Below are 17,823 nucleotides of genomic sequence, written 5' to 3'. Positions count from 1 at the left end.
GGCTGACATCGCGCAGGGTCAAGAACGCCTCGCCAACAGGAGGCGCTTCCCATGCGTTCTTTCTCTCTCACGCTGGCCGTGCTGCTCGCCGGCACGGCTCTCGCGACGTCCCTCAAGGCTGAGGAGACGGCCCGCGCCTATCCCGCGACCGTCGAGGGACATGTCGTCCTTCCGGCCGCCACCTACATCCAGCCCCCGGCGGATGCGCCGGCCGACCTCAAGGTCGCGGGCAAGTTCACCGCTCCTGATCGCAGCCGCAACGATCAGGTGGGCTCGGTGCCCGGCGTCAGCTTCCTGTCGCCGAAGGATGCGCCGCGCGCCACCGGCATCTCCATGCCGTTCCCCGGCCAGGCCGTGCAGGGCTTCTCCGGCATCGTGAACGAGGGCAACGGCACGTTCCTCGTCATCACCGACAACGGCTTCGGTTCGAAGTTCAATTCGCCGGACGCCATGCTGATGGTTCACCGCCTCGCCATGGACTTCAAGGCGGGCACCATCGAGCGCAAGGAAACCCTGTTCCTGCGCGATCCCGACAAGAAGGTGCCGTTCCCGATCACCTTCGAGGGCACGCCCCAGCGCTATCTCACCGGCTCGGACTTCGACATCGAGTCCATCCAGAAGGTGGGCGACAGCCTATGGTTCGGCGAGGAGCTGGGGCCGTTCCTGGTGGAGACCGATCTCACCGGCAAGGTGAAGGGCGTCTATGCCACCAAGGTGGACGGCAAGGTCGTGCGCTCGCCGGACAATCCGGCCATCACCACGCCGCCCAATCCCTCGCGCAAGGTGGCGTTCGAGATCCAGCGCTCCAAGGGCTTCGAGGGCATGGCTCTCTCGCCCGATGGCACCAAGCTCTATGCGCTGCTGGAAGGCCCGGTGCTCAACCCGGAGACGGGTGAGAAGGAGAAGGTGGACGGTGCCGAGGTGCTGCGCATCCTCGAGTTCGATCTGCAGAAGAAGGAGTGGACCGGCCGCTTCTGGAAGTATCCGCTCTCCGTCGCGGGCAATGCCATCGGCGACTTCAACATGATCGATGCCACCAGCGGCCTTATCATCGAGCGCGACGACGTCTCCGAGGGCACGCCGTCCAAGCGCTGCCCCGAGGGGAAGGTCGCTTCCGACTGCTTCGACAAGACCGCCCAGTTCAAGCGCGTCTACAAGGTGGAGTTCAGCCCCGAGACCGCCAGCCAGCTGGTGCGCAAGGTCGGCTATGTCGACCTGATGGCGCTGAAGGACCCCAACGGCAAGGCCAAGCAGGGTGGCAAGGACGGGATGCTCGACTTCCCCTTCATCACCATCGAGAACGTGGTGATGGTGGACCCCACCCACATCGTGGTCGGCAACGACAACAACCTGCCGTTTTCGGCCGGTCGCGACCCGAACAAGGCGGACGACAACGAGTTCGTCCTGCTGGAAGTCGGCGAACTGCTGAAGGCGAAGTGATCGCTCCGGGCGGCGGGCCAAGGCGCGCCGCCCGGACATCATGCCTTCTGCGGTCGGGTTGCCCGGGGGACGCCGCGGCGGAAAACAAAAGAGCCGGAGGGCGCAGGCCCTCCGGCTCTTTTTGTTGGCGGTCCTGTCCCTGTCGGGGCGACGTCACTGCCCGCGTGCGAACACGCTCGGGAAGCTGCGGCCACGCACGTCATAGACCTTGGCGTAGGTGACGCCCTCGCGTTCCACCTTGCCGATCACCGGCGCGGGGACATTGGCGCAGTAGAATTCACCCAGCATGAGGGCGAAGTCCGCGTCCTTGGTCTCGTAGGTGGTCTCGAAGCGGGGGCCCAGCTCCTGCGCCGCCGCATTGTGCGGGCCGCAGACGGCCACCTTGAACTTGCGGCCCTGCGGCAGCGACATGCGGTGCAGGTCCACATATTCGTCGAGCTGTCCGGCCGCCTGCTTGAAGGCAAGGCCCCAGTAATCGAGCATGAACTGCGAGTCCGCGCCACGCACGCCACCCACCAGATGGTTGTAGTAGGTGTACTGATAGGGGTGGAGGCTGGCGAACTCCTTCATCGGCATGCCGAAGCCCACGAGGACGAGGGCCGCCGCCGCACCGCGCGCCACTAGGGGCGCGTTGGCGAGGAGGCGGAACAGCCACACCAGCGCCGCGCCGCCGAGCAGGGCCATGGCCGGCGTCACGAACACGAAGTGCCGGATGCCGTTGTACATGACCGGGCGCATGGCGACCGTGATGAGGACGGGGACCGTCGCCGCCGCCACCAGCAGGATGAAGCGGGCGCGCTTGTTGGCCGGTTCGGTGCCGTAGAAGGCCTGGACCACGGCTCCGGCGATGCCGCCGACCACGCAGGCGAGGAAGAGTTCCGGCATCTGGATGCCGAACAGCACGGGCACATAGGTGCGCGGCATGTCGGGCACCAGCACCGGGCGGCCGTCGAACATCTCGCGCCACGGCACTTCCCAGAAGTGGGAATAATATTCGAGGGCGCGGATGGGATTGAGCGGTTCCACCACCGCCCAGGGCCACACCACGCCGAGCACGAAGTAGGCGAAGGGCAAGCCGATGGCGAGGAGCACGGTGAAGCGCGCCAGACGCAGCGCCGCGCTCTTGAAGCCGAGCGAGCGGCTCTCGGAAGCGAGCAGGAAGGCTGCGGCGGCGAAGCAGTAGGTGGAGGCGAACACGCCCAGCACGCGGGTGCCGATGGCAAGGCCGAGGCTGAGGCCGAACCAGGCCACGGTGCGCGGGGTCGGCGAAGGATATTCGTCGAGGGCGCGTACCAGGCAGTAGAGCAGGGCAGCCATGGCGACGGCGAAGGGGGCATCCTTCGCGTTCATGAACATGTGCCCGTAATAGAGCGGGCAGATGGCCAGCAGCACCATGGCGGCAAGGCCGCCCCACGGGCCGGACAGCCGGCGGCCGGTGCGCCACACGATGGCGAGGCCTGCGAGGCCGAACGCGGCGCCCAGCAGGCGGCGGACGTTGAACACGTCCACGGGCAGCAGCTTGGCGATGCCGGCGGCGATCATGTCGAACCCACCACCGTAATAGTAGAGGTTGACGAAGGAGAACACCCGCTGGTTGGTGAAGTCCGAGCTGTAGTACTTCAGCAGCAGGTTGCCGTACTGCGAATGCGTGAAGTCATCCCACCCGAGACCGTAGTCCTTGAAGGTGAGAAGCGACACGGCGGCAACCGCGAGCAGGAACAGCAGCGCGACGGTATCCACGGGGGTGTGAGCGGGGGAGCGACTGGGACGCGGTACTTCGGTGCGCATGGAGGCGGAATCCAACTCGAACGAGACGTATCAGCCCTGAAAACGTGTCCACCGCAGGGCGCCTCGACGGCACCGCGCGTTCACATGAATGTGAGACCCGATTGATTCCCGACGCGTAAGGGATTTGCAACAAATTTATGCACCGGGGTGGAATGATACTTAACCTTCCGCTCCAAAACGGGAAGTCTTACCGGCTACGCCTAAAACGTGTGCGTCCGCGAAGGCAAAGTTTAGGCAGCGAACATCTTCGGCGTTGCATGGTAACGCGAATGTGCAGGCCCCAAAAGAAAGGGCCGGCACGCGGTTTTGCATGCCGGCCCGAAATATATCGTAAACTATGGAGTTCAGATGGCCTTGCCGTAAAGCTCCGCCACGTACTCCCAGTTCACGAGATGATCCACGAACGCCTTCAGGTAGTCCGGACGGCGGTTGCGATAATCGATGTAATAGGAGTGCTCCCACACGTCGACGCCGAGGATCGGCGTGGCGCCGGAGACCAGCGGGCTCTCGCCGTTCGGGGTCTTGGCGATGGAGAGCTTGCCGTCCTTGACCGCGAGCCAGGCCCAGCCCGAGCCGAACTGGCCGACGCCAGCGGCGATGAAGTCTTCCTTGAACTTCTCGACCGAGCCGAAATCCTCGACGATCTTCTTCTCAAGCTCGCCCGGAATGGCGCCGCCGCCGTTCGGCTTCATCCAGTGCCAGAAATGCAGGTGGTTGTAGTGCTGGCCGGCATTGTTGAAGAGGGGGGCGTTCTTGCCGAACGAGCCCTTCACGATCTCCTCGAGGGATTTTCCCTCGAATTCCGTTCCCTTTAGTAAATTGTTGCCATTATTGACGTAAGCGAGATGGTGCTTGTCATGATGGTATTCGAGGGTTTCGCGCGACATATAGGGCGCGAGGGCGTCGTAAGAATAAGGCAGGTCGGGAAGCGTGAAGGACATCTGGGGTCTCCGCGTTCGATCCGGCTGGGGTCGATGGGCCGCTGGCGTCCTGAGGTCCGCCGCACCGACCCGCCCCAACTTCGCCCTAGATAGGGCGCGAGAGGGGGTCGGACAACTTCCTTTGTCCGATTTTCTGTTTATGCGGCAAATATGTTCCCTGGCCTGTGGCCGTGGAGCGGGGCTTGGAGTGCGGACATGTGGCGTTTCCTCGTAGCTCTTGGCGGTTTCACACTGCTGGCCGGGCTTTTGGCGGTGGCTTTCGGCAGCGTCATTTTCGTCTCGACCATCGGCAATGCGCTGATTTCCACAGGCGCGATCGGTTTTACCGGGGGTGTGCTTATCCTTGCGTCCGGTCTGATCCTGCGGGAGCTTGAGCGCATCCGTGCAGTGCTTGCCGAGGGCGCCCGTCCCGCCCGCGCCGCGCCGCGTGTCGAGGCGGTGCTTGATGATGCGGCCCTGCTTGCGGTGTCCGACGCCGTCTCCGCTCCGCCGCCGCGCCGCCAGCCGCCGCCGGTTGCGCCCGAACCCGCCCCCGAGGAACGGCACGCGCCCGCTCCGGCCGCCGAAGCGCCGCCCGCGCCCGAACCCGAATATGCGCCCATGGTGCCGCCCGCTCCGGAGCCGCCGCAGCCCGCACCCGCGCCTGAACTTCCGACGCCGCGCCTGCGCAGCCCGTCCTTCTCCGATCGCCTGCGCCGTCCCATGCCGAGCCTTTCGCCGGAGCGGCCCGCACCCGCGCCCGCTTCAACGCCCGGCGCCCCCACGGATGCCGCTCCGCAGCCGGAACCTCCGGCTGTGACCGAACGGCGCGGGCGTATTCTGGGACGTCACGGCGAGGCGGAGATCGCCCCGCCCGTTCCGCGTCCGCGTTCCCTGCTGGAACGGGTGGCCCTAAGCCGTCCCGCGCCCGAGCGGCTGGAACCCGTGGCGCCGCCGGCCCCGCCCCAGCCGGAGCCCGAGCCCGCCCCGGCCGTAGCGGAAGCCGCGCCTGAGCCGGCCCCCGCGCCCGAACCCGCTCCGGCGCCTGAGCCAGCGCCCGAGCCGGTGCACGCTCCTGAACCCGAGGCGGTGTCCCATGAGACGGGGCCGGAACCGGAGCCTGCTCCGGCTCCCGATTTTGCGCCCGAGCGTGCGGCTCCCCGCGCCAGCCCCCGGCCGGAGCCGGTGGTTCTGAAGTCCGGCATCGTCGGCGGCATGGCCTATACGCTCTATTCGGACGGCTCCATCCAGGCCGAGCTGCCCGACGGCGTGGTGCGCTTCGGTTCGCTTCAGGAACTGCGCGACCATGTCGCGCGGGCGCATCCGCCCGCGCAGTGAGAACGGGGCCTTTCAACCGCCTTCAGAGGGCGGGGTAGAGCGGGAAGCGCCGGCAGAGCGCTTCCACCTCGCCCCGCACCCGCGCTTCGGTAAGGCTGTTGCCGTGATCCCCGCTCTGGGCGAGGCCCTTGAGCACCTCGGCGATCATGTCGCCCACCTGCTCGAATTCCCCGAGGCCGAAGCCGCGCGTCGTGCCTGCCGGCGTGCCGAGGCGGATGCCGGAGGTGACGGCAGGCTTCTGCGGATCGAACGGAATGCCGTTCTTGTTGCAGGTGAGGCCCGCCCGTTCGAGCGCGATCTCAGCCGCCTTGCCGGTGACGTTGAAGGGGCGCAGGTCCACCAGCACCATATGGCTGTCGGTGCCGCCCGAGACGATGGCGGCACCCTTCTCCGCCAGCCGCGCCGCGAGCGCGCGGGCGTTCGAGACCACCTGAAGCGCATAGGTGCGGAAATCCGGCTGGAGCGCTTCGCCGAAGGCGACCGCTTTCGCCGCGATCACATGCATCAGTGGCCCGCCCTGAAGGCCGGGAAAGACCGCAGAGTTGAGCTTTTTCGCCAACGCCTCGTCATTGGTGAGGATGAGGCCGCCGCGCGGCCCGCGCAGGGTCTTGTGGGTGGTGGTGGTGACAATGTGGGCGTGCGGGAAGGGGGAGGGATAGGCCCCGGCCACGATGAGCCCGGCATAATGGGCGGCATCCACCATCAGATGCGCGCCCACGGCATCGGCAATGGCGCGGAAGCGCGCGAAATCGATGATGCGCGGGTAGGACGAGCCGCCGGCGATGATGAGCTTCGGCTTGTGCGCATGGGCGAGGCGCTCCACCTCGTCATAATCGATGAGCGCAGTCTCGGGGCTGACGCCGTAGCCGACCGCGTTGAACCATTTGCCCGAGAGGGTGGGCGGGGCGCCGTGGGTGAGGTGGCCGCCGGCGGCGAGCGACATGCCGAGCAGGGTGTCGCCGGGCTGGAGCAGGGCCATGAGCACCGCCGCATTGGCCTGCGCGCCCGAATGGGGCTGCACATTGGCAAAGCCGCAGCCGAAGAGCTGCTTCGCCCGGTCGATGGCGATCTCCTCCACCACGTCCACATGCTCGCAGCCGCCATAATAGCGCTTACCCGGCAGGCCTTCCGCATACTTGTTTGTCAGCACCGAGCCCTGGGCGGCCAGCACCGCCTCCGAGACGATGTTCTCCGAGGCGATGAGCTCGATCTGGTCGCGCTGGCGGCACAGCTCGCGGGCGATGGCGTCGAACACCGCGCGGTCGGCGAAGGGGGCGGGCGCGGGCTTCACTTGCACGTTCATGGGGCGTCCTCTTCTTCTGGAAGGCATGTTCTGGAAGGCATGGCACGTCGTTCACGCCGGAGGGCCGGCGCGTCGGTCTCGTGAAGACGAAAAAATCAGGCGGCGTGCCGCCTCAGCACTCGGGCACGTTCACGGCGAGGCCTCCCTGGGAGGTCTCCTTGTATTTGGACTGCATGTCCGCGCCGGTCTGGCGCATGGTCTCGATCACCTGATCCAGCGACACGTTGTGGATGCCGTCACCCCGCAGCGCCAGCGAGGCTGCGGCGATGGCCTTGTTGGCGCCGAAGGCGTTGCGCTCGATGCAGGGGATCTGCACCAGGCCGCCGATGGGGTCGCATGTCATGCCGAGGTGGTGCTCCATGGCGATCTCGGCAGCATTCTCGATCTGCTCGGGACTGGCCCCCAGCACCGCCGCAAGGCCGGCGGCGGCCATGGAGGCAGCGGAGCCCACCTCGCCCTGACAGCCCACTTCCGCGCCCGAGATGGAGGCGTTGCGCTTGATGAGCCCGCCCACCGCCGCCGCTGTCAGCAGGAAGCAGCGCACCTGCTCGGGGCCCACATCGGGGCAGAAATCGCGGGCATAGCGCAGCACCGCCGGCACGATGCCCGCCGCGCCATTGGTGGGGGCGGTTACCACCCGACCGCCGGCCGCATTCTCCTCGTTCACGGCGATGGCGAAGACCGACACCCAGTCCATGATCTCGTGCGGCGGGCGCTGGTTGAGGCCCCGGTCGGCCTCCAGCTTCTCGCGGATGGCTTTCGCCCTTCGCTTCACCCGCAACCGGCCGGGGAGGCTGCCATCCATGGAGAGGCCGCGCTCGATGCAGCCGAACATGGCGTCCGCAATGGCATCGAGGCCGCCTTCCACCTCGGCGCGGGACCTGAGCGCGCATTCATTGGCCATCTGCACGCCCGCGACGTCGAGGCCCGTGCGGGCGCAGACGGTGAGCATGTCGGCGGCGCAGTCGAATGGATAGGGCACCTCGGCGGTGCCCACCGGCGCTTCGTTCTCGCCGTCCTCGACCACGAAGCCGCCGCCGATGGAATAGAAGACCCGCTCCTGCGTCAGGGCGCCGAGACGGTCGTAGGCGCGAAAGCGCATGGCGTTGGTGTGGCGCGGCAGCAGGGTCTTGAAGTCGAAGACGAGATCGGCTTCCGGATCAAAGGCCGCGCGCGTGCCCTCCGGCGTCTCGATGGCCTTCTCGATGGCGAGGCGGGCGATGAGGGCGGGCACGTCGTCGGGCTCCAGCGTCGCCGGCACGGCGCCGATGAGGCCTAGGCAGAGCGCCCGGTCCGTGGCGTGGCCCTTCCCGGTCCAAGCCAGGGAGCCGAAGATCTCGGCCGTGACATGTGCGGTGCCCACCGGCAGTTCGTCCCGGAAGCGCTTGGCCGCCACCATGGGGCCGACGGTGTGAGAAGAGGAGGGACCCACACCGATCTTGAAGAGATCGAACACGCTGATCATTTTTTCGACCTCTCCTTCGTTCTGCCGGGCCGCACACGGTTTAAGCGGGGCGAACCGGGCAGCCATAGGGCAGGCGGTGCGCGCCTCCACCAGAAGCCGGGGATTGGCATGCCGCTTCTGGGGATGAGGCAGCATGCCTCACCCGCGCGCTTGCATCTCGGCCAACTGCGCCTAGCATCTGGAACAAATGCGACATCCTGTTCCGATGCCCCCTTCCCACTTCCAACCGTTCAATGGTCTTCGCGAGTGCCGTTCCATTGCGCGGGCTGGCGGGACGGCCCCGCCGGAGCGGCACCCATGAGCCTCGCACCGCATTCCGTCTCGTCCCGTCCCGCCTCCGGCGCCAAGCTTCGCGTCGGCTTCCTGCCGTTGCACAACTTCACCCTCACCGCCTTTTCGAGCTTCCTCGACGTGCTGCGCCTCGCGGGCGACGAGGGCGACCGCTCCCGGCCTATCGCCTGTTCCTGGGCGGTGATGGCGCCCGGACGCCGCCCGGTGCGGGCCTCCTGCGGCATCGAAATCCAGCCGAGCGCGGATCTCTCCGATCCCAAGGGCTTCGATTATATGGTGGTTGTCGGCGGACTTCTCCACGGCATGCCGCCGCTTGCACCGGCGCTCGCCACCTATCTCCAGCAGGCGGCGCAGGCGGGCGTGCCGTTGATTGGCGTGTGCACCGGCTCTTTCGTGCTCTGCCGCCTCGGCCTCATGGCCCAGCGCAAATGCTGCGTGAGCTGGTACCACTATCGAGACTTCCTGGAGGAGTTTCCCGCCCTCGTGCCGGTGGCGGATCGCCTGTTCGTCATCGATCGCGACCGCATCACCTGCTCCGGCGGCGCAGGGGTGGCGGACCTTGCCGCCCATCTGGTTGCCGCCCATCTCGGCGCGGCAACGGCCCAGAAGGCGCTCAATATCCTGCTCATCGACCGGCCGCGCACGCCGGAGAGCGCCCAGCCCGCCCCGCCCGTGGGCGAAGGCTCGGGTGCCGACGATCGCGTATCCCGCGCCCTGCTGCTGATGGAGCAGAATCTGGCCGAGCCCCTGAGCGTGGCGGAAATCGCCCGTCGTCTGGCCGTGAGCCCTCGCCAGCTTGAGCGGCTGTTCGCCGAGCGCCTCGCGGAGACGCCGCAGGAGAGTTATCTGGCCCTGCGCTTGCGTCACGGCCGCTGGATGCTCGCCAACACGACCTTCTCGGCGGCGCAGATCGCAGCGGAACTGGGCTTTGCGGATGGCTCGCACTTTGGCCGCGCCTTCAAGGGGCGGTTCGGGGAGACGCCCGCCGCCTTCCGCAAGGCCGCTGTGCCGGCGGGCCGCAAGGGCGCACGCGAGCCGCTGCCGCGCGTCTACGACTGAGCCGCGTCGTGCCTGTTCCCGACCTCGCGTCAGGCGGCCCGCGCCGTCCAGCGGCCGATGTCGAAGGGCTCCAGCGGCACGTCGGTGCGCCCGTCGAGCACCAGTTCGCTGAGGATCGCGCCCACCGCCGGCCCGAGCTGGAAGCCGTGGCCTGAGAAGCCGAAGGCGTGGAGGAGGCGGGGCGTGGTGCGGCTCGGCCCGATCACCGGAATATGGTCGGGCATCTCGCCATCGATGCCGGTCCAGGAGCGGATGATCGAGATGCCCTTCAGTTCCGGCACCAGGTCCACCGCCAGCGCCATGGCCGCGCGTGTCTCCTCGGCCTTCGGGCGCGACCACGGCACAGCCGGGTCGCTCACCCCATAGCCGCCCCCGATGATGACATTGCCGCGCGGGATCTGCCGCAGATAGACATTGCCGCCCACCACGCCGAGGTTCGGTTCGATGAAATAGCGGATGGGCTCCGTCACCATCATATTGGGGTTGAGGGCCGAGACCGGCGTCTTCTCCCCGAACGCTTCGGCCACCGCGCCGCCCCAGAAGCCGGCTGTGTTCAGAAGCCAGCGGGCGCGGAAGGTGTGCGTGCCGGTCGTGACCTCGAAACACTCGCCGTCGAACGCATAGCGCGTGGCCTTGGTATTTTCGTGGATGACCGCGCCCGCCGCCCGTGCCGCATGGGCGAGGGCGGGGACCATGAGGCGGGGATTGGCCGCCCCGTCCTCCGGCGCCAGTGATCCGGCGATCACCTTCGGGCCGAGCCAGGGATAGTCCTCATGCAGGGCATTGCGGCCGACGAAGCGCAGCGGCAGGTTGTTGTCGCGGGCGACCTCCAGATAGGCGACGAGGTCGGCTTCTTCTTCCGGCGTCCGGGCCAGCTTCAGATGGCCGCTCACGGTGAATTCGGCGTCGGTTCCGGTGATGTCCTTGAGCTTGTGCCAGAGCGCCATGGAGCGCCGGGCGATGGGCAGTTCCGCTGGATGCCGTCCCTGCTGGCGCACCCCGCCATAATTGACGCCCGACGCCTGCCCGCCCACCAGTCCCCGCTCCAGCAGCACGCAGGCCACGCCCCGCTGCGCCAGATGCAGCGCCGCCGACGTTCCCGCCCCGCCCGCGCCGATGATGAGAACCTCGGTCTCATGGGTGCTCATGGCAGGCTCCGGGGCGGATCATGGCGCAACAGCCTCGCGCACCTGCTGGCCGTCGCCCCCCGCGCACGGCCGAACCCTCCCCCCTTGCGGGGGAGGGTAGGGAGGGGGGGTAAAACGGCCGGGGCAGGGTGCGCGGCGCGGTGGCTCTGGTGCCTGGTGCGACCAGCAAGCGGATAGGGCCTTACCCCCCTCCCCAACCCTCCCCCGCAAGGGGGGAGGGGGCTTGTCGCGCGGGATGAGGCGTAGGGCGCGAATGTGCGCGACAGCCTAGCAGCCTTCAGGTCCACCTTCGCAGTCTTGCGGTCCGGCCTCGCATTCCGTCGATCGGTTCTGGCCGGTCGACCGGCCGAACCCTCCCCCCTTGAGGGGGAGGGCAGGGAGGGGGGTAAAACGGCCTCTTCCCGGTGCGCGTCAGGGCGGATCGCGGAGCGGCTCGGGTGCGCCGGGCGTCGGGCAAGCGGAGAGGGCCTTACCCCCCTCCCCAACGCTCCCCCACAAGGGGGGAGGGGGACTGTTCCGTGGGGGGGAGGACGACGCGCAGGATGGGGGGCGCAGCGGCGTATGTCTTCCCTCATTCCGCGGCCTCCGCCAGAGGCACGGGCTTGACCGGCGGCTGGCCGCGCAGGCGGCCGATGGAGGCCACAGGCGTGCCGCGCGCGGCGGCGAGGATTTCGGCGCCAGCCGGGCCACAGACGCGGCCCTGGCAGCGGCCCATGCCGAGGCGGGTGAAGGCCTTCGCCCGGTTCAGCTCCGGCGCGGGGCCGGTGGGCGGGGCGCCGGCAGCGGCGCGCAGGTCGCCGGCCGTGATGGCCTCGCAACGGCAGACCAGCGTCTCGTCCGGCAGCGCGCGGGCGAGATCGGCGGGAAAGGGGAAGGCCCGCTCCAGGGCGGCCCGGAAGGGCAGCATCCGGGCGATCTTCTCCTGAAGCGCGTGGATGCGAGCGGCGTCCACCGCCTGTCCCGTATCCTCCAGCAGCGCCAGCGCGGCGCGCGCGCCGGCGAGTTCCGCCGCATCCGCCCCGCCGATGCCCGCGCCATCGCCCGCCAGATAGATGCCGGGCACCTTGGTGCGGCCGGCCATATCACGTTCCGGCACCCAATTGTGCTGAAGCTCATCAAAGCGGAAGGTTACGCCCGCAAGGTCCGCCAGTTGCGCCTCCGGCTTCAGGCCCCAGCCCATGGCGAGGGCATCGCAGGCGATGCGGCGCTCCCGACCGGAGGCGGTGGAGAAGGCGAGGCCCGTCACCTCATCGTCCCGGCCCTCGATGGCGCGGGGCGTGATGCCTTCGAATACCGGCACACCCGCCGCACGCACGGCGGCCACATAATAAAGGCCCTTCCAGAAGACGGCGCCGCCGGCGAGAAGGCCGGCCGCATGGCGCGCCTTGTGGGCGAAGGGCGTCGTATCCAGCACGGCGGCGGGGCGGGTGCCCGCCCTCAGATACTGATAGGCCAACAGCCACAGCAGCGGCCCCGTGCCCATCAGCGCGACCCGGTCGCCGATGGCGCAGCCTTGCGTCTTGAGCGCGATCTGTGCGGCGCCGAGCGTCGTGACGCCGGGCCGGGTCCAGCCGGGCACGGGCACCACCCGGTCCATCGCGCCGGTGCACAGGAGCGCGGCATCGAACTCAAGGCTCGCGTGCTGGCCGGCGGAGAGCGTTTCCAGACGCCGCGAGCGTGTGTCGATGTGCCAGACCAGCGTGTCGGGGCGCCAGTCGGTCTGCGTCTTCAGGCGGTCGAGCGTGCCATGGACGGCGCGGGCGCGTTTGGCCTCGAAGCCATAGAGTTTCACGGCATCGCGGGTGAGGGCCTGCGGCGGGCGCTGGTAGATGCGGCCACCGCCATCGGGTGCCTCGTCGATCCAGACGGGACGCAGCCCGGCCGCAACGAGTTGTTCCACCGCCCGCACGCCGGCCGGGCCGGCCCCGACGACGACCACCTTCATAGGCGCCTCACCACCATGCCATCCGCCGCCAGCGTGGCGCAGGCGCGCACGCGGCCGAGCCCTTCCACAAACACCCAGCAATCCTGGCAGGCGCCCATGTGGCAGAAGCCGGCGCGCGGTTCCTGTGTGAAGAGGTTCGGGCTCAGCGAGCCGGCGCCGCCGGCCAGCAGGGCGGTGAGCAATGTGTCGCCCGTGAGGGCGGAGACGGCGAGGCCATCCAGCGTGAGGGTGAGGGGCGCGCGGTCGAGATCGCGCAGGCGCTTCAGCCTCACAGCATGTCCTCCTTCTGGCAGTTCACCAGAAGCTCGGCGACGCTCGCCGTATTGGGCAGGCGCACCAGCGCCTCCACCAGCACCGCGATGTCCTCCGGCCGGCTCATGGCCTCGCGCGGCACCTTGGTGACGGCGGAGGTCATGTCCGTATCCACGAAGCCGGGGCAGAGCGCGGTGGCGCGGATGCCGTGCTCCCACCCTTGCTGGCGCACGCCATGGGTGAGGGCGACGAGGGCATGCTTGCTCATGGCATAGCCCACATTCTCATTGCGCACCCTCTTGCCCGAGAGGGACGAGACATTGATCACCCGTCCGCTGCCGGAGGCCACGAGATGCGGCCAGGCTGCGCGGATCATCCGCAGCGGGCCGAGGGTGTTGATGTCCCAGAGCGCGGAAAAGGCGCTTTCGTCGGCGTCGAGCAGCAGGCCGCGCGCGTTGATGCCGGCGGCATTCACCAGAACGTCGATACGCCCGAGGGCTGTCACCGCCTCCTCCACCCAGCGCGTCGCGCTCGCGGCATCCGCCGCGTCATAGCGGCTGGCATGGAAGCCTTCCGGCAGCTTCGCCCGTCCGATGTCGCGCACGCCGGCCGATATGGCGTAGCCGCTCGCGGCAAGGCGCTCCGCGATAGCCCGGCCGATGCCGCGCGAGGCACCGGAAACGAGGGCGACGCGGCCGTTCGGGTCAAGCATGGCTCACCTCTTCTGTGAGCGCCGGTGGGCAGGCGACGGCACGCCCGCGCCCGATGCTCACCAGCGGCGGCACCTCTTCCGCGCAGCTCGGCAGCGCGCGGGGGCACCGCGTGCGGAAGGCGCAGCCCGAGGGCGGATTGGCCGGGCTCGGCATCTCGCCGGCGAGCGTCGGCCGCCGGCCGGCCGGAGCGTGCATGGAAGGCGTCGCCGCCAGCAGCGCCTGCGTATAGGGGTGCTTGGGATTGGCGAAGAGATCGGCGGCGGAGGCCTCCTCCACCACGCGGCCGAGATACATCACCACCACCCGGTCACAGAGGTGGCGCACCACGTGCAGATCGTGGCTGATGAAGATGAGGCCGAGCCCCAGCCGGCTGCGCAGATCCTTCAACAGGTTCACCACCTGCGCCTGCACGGAGACGTCGAGCGCCGAAACCGGCTCGTCCGCCACCAGCACATCGGGAGAGGTCGAGAGCGCCCGGGCGATTGCGATGCGCTGGCGCTGGCCACCGGAGAATTCGTGCGGCAGGCGGCCCCCATGAGCGGGATCAAGGCCCACCTGCGCCAGCAGGCCGGCCACCTTCTCGCGCGCTTCTTCGGCCGAGGCGAGGCCATGGATCAGGATGCCGTCGGCGATCTGGTCACCAATGGTGCGGCGGGGGTCGAGGCTGGCGAAGGGGTCCTGGAAGACCAGTTGCATCCGCCGCCGCAGCGCCCTGAGCTCGCGGGCGGGCAGCTTGGCGAGATCCTTGCCGTCGAACAGCACGCGTCCGGCGCTGGGCGGGGTGAGGTGCAGCAGCACGCGGGCGAGGGTGCTCTTGCCGCAGCCGCTCTCCCCCACCACGCCCACGGCCTCGCCCCGGCCCAGCACGAAATCAACGCCGCGCAGGGCGAGCACCGGTGCGCCGCCGAAGAGGCCGCGGCCCTTGAAGGCGCGCTCCAGCCGCTCAGCCCGCAGCAGCGGCCCGCGGGGCGGGAAGGGAATGGGCTCATTGGCCGGGGCGGGGACGTGGATGGTCATGCCACCTCCATGTCGCGGATGCAGCGGGCGGTGCGGCCGGGGCCGACATTGCGCCGCTCGGGCGGGGCGCGGTCACAGTCGGGCGTCGAGAAGGCGCAGCGCGGCGCGAAGCGGCAGCCGGGCGGCAGAGCGGCGGGCGAGGGCACGGTGCCGGGAATGGCGGCCAGTTCCTCCGCCTCGCTCTCGGGCGCCGAGGCAAGCAGGGCGGCGGTGTAGGGATGGCGCGGACGGGCGAAGACCTCCGCCACCGGGCCTTCCTCCACCACCTCACCCGCATACATCACCACCACCTTGTCGGCGATCTGGCGCACCACGGCGAGATTGTGGGTCACGAACAGCAGGCCCATGCCGGTCCCGCTCTCGCCCTTCAGGTCCGCCAGCAGGTCGAGGATCTGCGCTTGCACGGTCACGTCGAGCGCGGTGGTGGGCTCGTCGGCGATGAGCAGGCGCGGCGTGTTGGCGACCGCCGCCGCGATCATCACGCGCTGCTTCTGGCCACCGGAGAGTTCGTGCGGGAAGGCGTTGGCCCGCCGCTCCGGATCGGGCAGGCCGACGCGCCGGAACAGGTCCACCACCTTGGCCTTCGCAGCTGACGCACCGGCCGTGCCGTGGGCGCGGATGGCCTCGGCCACCTGCTTGCCGCAGCGGTGCACGGGATTGAGGCTGGAGGAAGGGTCCTGGAAGACGATCGCGAGATCGTTGCCGCGCAGGCGCCGCATCTCGCCTTCGGTCAGCGCCAGCAGGTCCACGGCCGCGCCGTCGCGGCCCGTGAAGCGGATGGCCCCACCGGCCGGCGAGACGACGGGCGGCAGCAGGCCCATCACTGCCAGCGCGGTCAGCGTCTTGCCCGACCCGCTCTCGCCCACCAGCGCCACCGTTTCGCCGGGCGCCACCGCGAAGGAGACGCCGCGCACCACATTGAGCGTGCCGGTCGGCGTCTTGAGGGCGAGCGTCAGGTCTTCGATGGACAGGAGCGCGGGTGCGGTGGTTGCGGTTCCGGATGCGGGCAGGCGTCCGCGCCGCAGGAAGCCGGGGATGACGCCCACCGCCGCGCCGCGCGGATCGAGTACATCCCGCAGCCGGTCGCAGAACAGGTTCAGCAGCAGCACCGTGCCGGCCAGCGCGAGACAGGGCCAGAGTAGCAGCAGCGGCGCCTGTTCCATCACCGAGCGGGCGGCGCGGATCATCAGGCCCCAGGAGGGGGAGGGCGGCACCACGCCGAGGCCGAGGAAGGAGAGCCCGCTCTCCAGCATCATCGCCGCCGCCACCGTGAGCGAGAACTGAACCAGCAGCGGCGGCGCGATGTTCGGCAGCACGGTACGCAGGAGGATGCGTGGCGCGGTGGCACCGAGCGCGGTCTGCGCCGTCACATAGTCCAGCGTGCGGGCGGACAGCGTCTCCGCATAGGCGACGCGGGCATAAGCGGGGGTGAAGAGGATGGTCAGCACCAGCACCAGCGTCACCGCGCCGGGGCCGAGCAGCGTCACCACCAGCAGCGCCAGCAGCATGGGCGGGAAGCAGAGGATGACTTCCGCCAGCCGCACGCTCACGAGCTCGACGATGCCGCGGAAATAGCCGCCCACGAGGCCGAGCAGCGTACCGATAATTCCGGCGAAGGCGGCGGCGAGGAAGGAGACGGTGAGAGAGACCCGCCCGCCCCAGATGATCCGCGAGAGCACGTCGCGGCCATATTCGTCCTGGCCGAGCCAGTGCGCGGCGTCGGGGGCGGTGAGGCGGCGCGCCACCTCCTGCTTCACCGGATCGGCCAGCGGGAGGATCGGGGCGGCAGCGACCACCGCCACCACGAGAGCGAGGAGGGCGCCCGGCACCAGCAGCCGGTTCCAGCGGGGAGAGAAGGACAGCATGCTCATGCGTGGCGCACCCGCGGATCGAGGGCGGCGTAGAGCAGGTCCACCACGAGGTTCAGGAACACGAACAGGATGGAGATGGCCAGCACGATGCCGAGCACTTCGGGATAATCGCGTGCCTCCACAGAGCGTACCAGATAGCCAGAGAGGCCGGGCCAGTTGAACACATATTCAACCAGCACCGTGCCGCCGAGCAGCGAACCGAGATGCAGCGCCACCACGGTCAGCACCGGCGACAGGGCGTTGCGCAGCACATGGCGGCGGATGATGGTGCCGGCCGGCACGCCGCGCGCCTGCGCGGCCCGCACATGATCGCGGCCCAGCACTTCCAGCACAGAGGAGCGGGTGACGCGGAACACCACCGCCCCGAGGCCCACCGCGATGGTGCCCGCCGGCATCAGCAGGAGGCCGAAATGGCGCAGCGGGTTCTGGGCGAGGGGCACATAGCCGCCGGCCGAGGCCCAACCCAGTTTCTGCGCGAAGACGAGAATGGCGAGCGTGCCCACCACGAACACCGGCACCGAGAGCGCCAAGCCGGAGACGACGCTCGCCACGCGATCAAGCCGTCCGCCGGTCTTCAGCGCCGCCGCCGTGCCCAGTGGCAGGCCGACGGCGAGCGCCATGAGCGCGGCCGCGCCGATCAGTTCCAGCGTGCGCGGCAGGCGCAGGGCGATCTCGGATGCGACCGGATGCTCGTCCTGCAGGGACGAGCCGAAATCACCATGCAGGAGGCCGGACCAGTATTTGAGATACTGGGTGTAGAGGGGCAGATCGAGCCCCAGCCGCTCCCGCAGCTCCGCCACTGCGCCGGGATCTGGCGCCACGCCGCCCTGCGAGAGCAGCAGTTCAGCGGGGTCCCCCGGAATGAGGTGGATCACCAGAAACACCAGGCTGCCCACCAGCCAGACGAGGCCGATGGCGATCAGGGTGCGGCGGAGCGTGAAGGCGAGCATCGGTCACGTCCTCCTGAGGGGCGGCGAGGGGCGTGGGGCAAGCGGGGAGGGCGTGCGTCCGCAAGGGAAGAGGACTTTTACGGTCTGCGAAATTGTATTCGTGAGCGCCCGTTCACCACCCACGCGGCCGGAACGCTCCCCCCTTGCGGGGGAGGGCTGGGAGGGGGGTAGGACGGCCGGGTCCGAAGACACCATCTCCGTCCTGCGCTGAGGGCCGCGCGCGAGGGCGTGGCGTCGGGCATGGAGAGAGCGTCCGGCTCCCCTCCCGAACCCGCCCCCGAAAAGGGGGAGGGGACTGGCCCGCCCATCCATCCCGCTGTCCG

At 69.1% G+C, this 17,823-nt stretch carries 13 protein-coding genes and 1 pseudogene; 3 read left to right on the top strand and 11 right to left on the bottom strand.

Annotated elements, in window-relative coordinates:
* The first annotated feature begins 51 nt into the window (after nucleotides 1-51).
* Nucleotides 52-1,440: an esterase-like activity of phytase family protein gene (locus DFO45_RS14355; RefSeq protein WP_133865408.1), complete on the top strand. Its 1,389-nt coding sequence runs from the start codon at nucleotides 52-54 to the stop codon at nucleotides 1,438-1,440.
* Nucleotides 1,441-1,593: 153 nt separating this feature from the next.
* On the opposite strand, the gene DFO45_RS14350 is transcribed toward DFO45_RS14355, so the two are convergent.
* Together DFO45_RS14350 and DFO45_RS14345 are read right to left on the bottom strand one after the other, a co-directional pair.
* Nucleotides 1,594-3,228, bottom strand: coding sequence for a glycosyltransferase family 39 protein (locus DFO45_RS14350; protein ID WP_245518099.1), 1,635 nt, complete (start codon nucleotides 3,226-3,228; stop codon nucleotides 1,594-1,596).
* Between the two features lie 344 nt (nucleotides 3,229-3,572).
* A complete protein-coding gene (locus tag DFO45_RS14345) occupies nucleotides 3,573-4,169 on the bottom strand; it encodes a superoxide dismutase (protein ID WP_012171577.1) in 597 nt (198 codons plus the stop codon).
* 195 nt (nucleotides 4,170-4,364) lie between these two features.
* On the opposite strand from DFO45_RS14345, the gene DFO45_RS24940 reads away from it, so the two are divergent.
* Nucleotides 4,365-5,486 carry a hypothetical protein gene (locus tag DFO45_RS24940; protein ID WP_166657132.1) on the top strand — a complete coding sequence of 374 codons (1,122 nt, stop codon included), beginning with the start codon at nucleotides 4,365-4,367 and terminating at the stop codon, nucleotides 5,484-5,486.
* A gap of 22 nt (nucleotides 5,487-5,508) precedes the next feature.
* On the opposite strand, the pseudogene glyA reads toward DFO45_RS24940, so the two are convergent.
* Both glyA and DFO45_RS14325 read right to left on the bottom strand, forming a co-directional pair.
* A pseudogene (gene glyA / locus DFO45_RS14330) lies at nucleotides 5,509-6,741 on the bottom strand (serine hydroxymethyltransferase); the annotation flags it as partial.
* Between the two features lie 160 nt (nucleotides 6,742-6,901).
* On the bottom strand, nucleotides 6,902-8,254 hold the full coding sequence (locus DFO45_RS14325) for an L-serine ammonia-lyase (RefSeq protein ID WP_133865404.1): 1,353 nt from the start codon (nucleotides 8,252-8,254) through the stop codon (nucleotides 6,902-6,904).
* Nucleotides 8,255-8,551: 297 nt separating this feature from the next.
* Here DFO45_RS14325 and DFO45_RS14320 point away from each other — a divergent pair, with 297 nt between their 5' ends.
* A complete protein-coding gene (locus tag DFO45_RS14320) occupies nucleotides 8,552-9,604 on the top strand; it encodes a GlxA family transcriptional regulator (protein ID WP_133865403.1) in 1,053 nt (350 codons plus the stop codon).
* A gap of 29 nt (nucleotides 9,605-9,633) precedes the next feature.
* Here the strand turns inward: DFO45_RS14320 and DFO45_RS14315 are convergent, their stop codons facing one another.
* The 7 genes from DFO45_RS14315 to DFO45_RS14285 form a co-directional block, all read right to left on the bottom strand.
* The gene (locus tag DFO45_RS14315; RefSeq protein ID WP_133865402.1) at nucleotides 9,634-10,752 is read right to left on the bottom strand and encodes an FAD-binding oxidoreductase; all 1,119 of its coding nucleotides are present in this window, start codon (nucleotides 10,750-10,752) and stop codon (nucleotides 9,634-9,636) included.
* A gap of 571 nt (nucleotides 10,753-11,323) precedes the next feature.
* Nucleotides 11,324-12,697: an NAD(P)/FAD-dependent oxidoreductase gene (locus tag DFO45_RS14310; RefSeq protein WP_133865401.1), complete on the bottom strand. Its 1,374-nt coding sequence runs from the start codon at nucleotides 12,695-12,697 to the stop codon at nucleotides 11,324-11,326.
* Nucleotides 12,694-12,969: a (2Fe-2S)-binding protein gene (locus DFO45_RS14305; RefSeq protein WP_133865400.1), complete on the bottom strand. Its 276-nt coding sequence runs from the start codon at nucleotides 12,967-12,969 to the stop codon at nucleotides 12,694-12,696. Before DFO45_RS14305 ends, DFO45_RS14310 begins: the two co-directional genes overlap by 4 nt.
* Nucleotides 12,966-13,661, bottom strand: a complete 696-nt coding sequence (locus tag DFO45_RS14300; protein WP_133865399.1) for an SDR family NAD(P)-dependent oxidoreductase — start codon at nucleotides 13,659-13,661, stop codon at nucleotides 12,966-12,968. Before DFO45_RS14300 ends, DFO45_RS14305 begins: the two co-directional genes overlap by 4 nt.
* Nucleotides 13,654-14,679 carry an oligopeptide/dipeptide ABC transporter ATP-binding protein gene (locus DFO45_RS14295; RefSeq protein ID WP_133865398.1) on the bottom strand — a complete coding sequence of 342 codons (1,026 nt, stop codon included), beginning with the start codon at nucleotides 14,677-14,679 and terminating at the stop codon, nucleotides 13,654-13,656. The genes DFO45_RS14300 and DFO45_RS14295 overlap by 8 nt, the downstream gene beginning before the upstream one ends.
* Nucleotides 14,676-16,550 carry a dipeptide/oligopeptide/nickel ABC transporter permease/ATP-binding protein gene (locus DFO45_RS14290; protein WP_208299798.1) on the bottom strand — a complete coding sequence of 625 codons (1,875 nt, stop codon included), beginning with the start codon at nucleotides 16,548-16,550 and terminating at the stop codon, nucleotides 14,676-14,678. Before DFO45_RS14290 ends, DFO45_RS14295 begins: the two co-directional genes overlap by 4 nt.
* Nucleotides 16,547-17,500 carry an ABC transporter permease gene (locus tag DFO45_RS14285; protein WP_133865397.1) on the bottom strand — a complete coding sequence of 318 codons (954 nt, stop codon included), beginning with the start codon at nucleotides 17,498-17,500 and terminating at the stop codon, nucleotides 16,547-16,549. The genes DFO45_RS14290 and DFO45_RS14285 overlap by 4 nt, the downstream gene beginning before the upstream one ends.
* Between the last annotated feature and the right edge of the window lie 323 nt (nucleotides 17,501-17,823).

Origin of the sequence: Azorhizobium sp. AG788 (assembly GCF_004364705.1) — a bacterium.
In the GTDB taxonomy this organism is placed as follows: domain Bacteria; phylum Pseudomonadota; class Alphaproteobacteria; order Rhizobiales; family Xanthobacteraceae; genus Azorhizobium; species Azorhizobium caulinodans.
This window is presented reverse-complemented; position numbering and strand designations above follow the sequence as displayed.

Coding starts and splice junctions, on each gene's coding strand:
- DFO45_RS14355 (WP_133865408.1), top strand. CDS start 52: ATGCGTTCTTTCTCTCTCACGCTGGCCGTGCTGCTCGCCGGCACGGCT.
- DFO45_RS14350 (WP_245518099.1), bottom strand. CDS start 3,228: ATGCGCACCGAAGTACCGCGTCCCAGTCGCTCCCCCGCTCACACCCCC.
- DFO45_RS14345 (WP_012171577.1), bottom strand. CDS start 4,169: ATGTCCTTCACGCTTCCCGACCTGCCTTATTCTTACGACGCCCTCGCG.
- DFO45_RS24940 (WP_166657132.1), top strand. CDS start 4,365: ATGTGGCGTTTCCTCGTAGCTCTTGGCGGTTTCACACTGCTGGCCGGG.
- DFO45_RS14325 (WP_133865404.1), bottom strand. CDS start 8,254: ATGATCAGCGTGTTCGATCTCTTCAAGATCGGTGTGGGTCCCTCCTCT.
- DFO45_RS14320 (WP_133865403.1), top strand. CDS start 8,552: ATGAGCCTCGCACCGCATTCCGTCTCGTCCCGTCCCGCCTCCGGCGCC.
- DFO45_RS14315 (WP_133865402.1), bottom strand. CDS start 10,752: ATGAGCACCCATGAGACCGAGGTTCTCATCATCGGCGCGGGCGGGGCG.
- DFO45_RS14310 (WP_133865401.1), bottom strand. CDS start 12,697: ATGAAGGTGGTCGTCGTCGGGGCCGGCCCGGCCGGCGTGCGGGCGGTG.
- DFO45_RS14300 (WP_133865399.1), bottom strand. CDS start 13,661: ATGCTTGACCCGAACGGCCGCGTCGCCCTCGTTTCCGGTGCCTCGCGC.
- DFO45_RS14295 (WP_133865398.1), bottom strand. CDS start 14,679: ATGACCATCCACGTCCCCGCCCCGGCCAATGAGCCCATTCCCTTCCCG.
- DFO45_RS14290 (WP_208299798.1), bottom strand. CDS start 16,550: ATGAGCATGCTGTCCTTCTCTCCCCGCTGGAACCGGCTGCTGGTGCCG.
- DFO45_RS14285 (WP_133865397.1), bottom strand. CDS start 17,500: ATGCTCGCCTTCACGCTCCGCCGCACCCTGATCGCCATCGGCCTCGTC.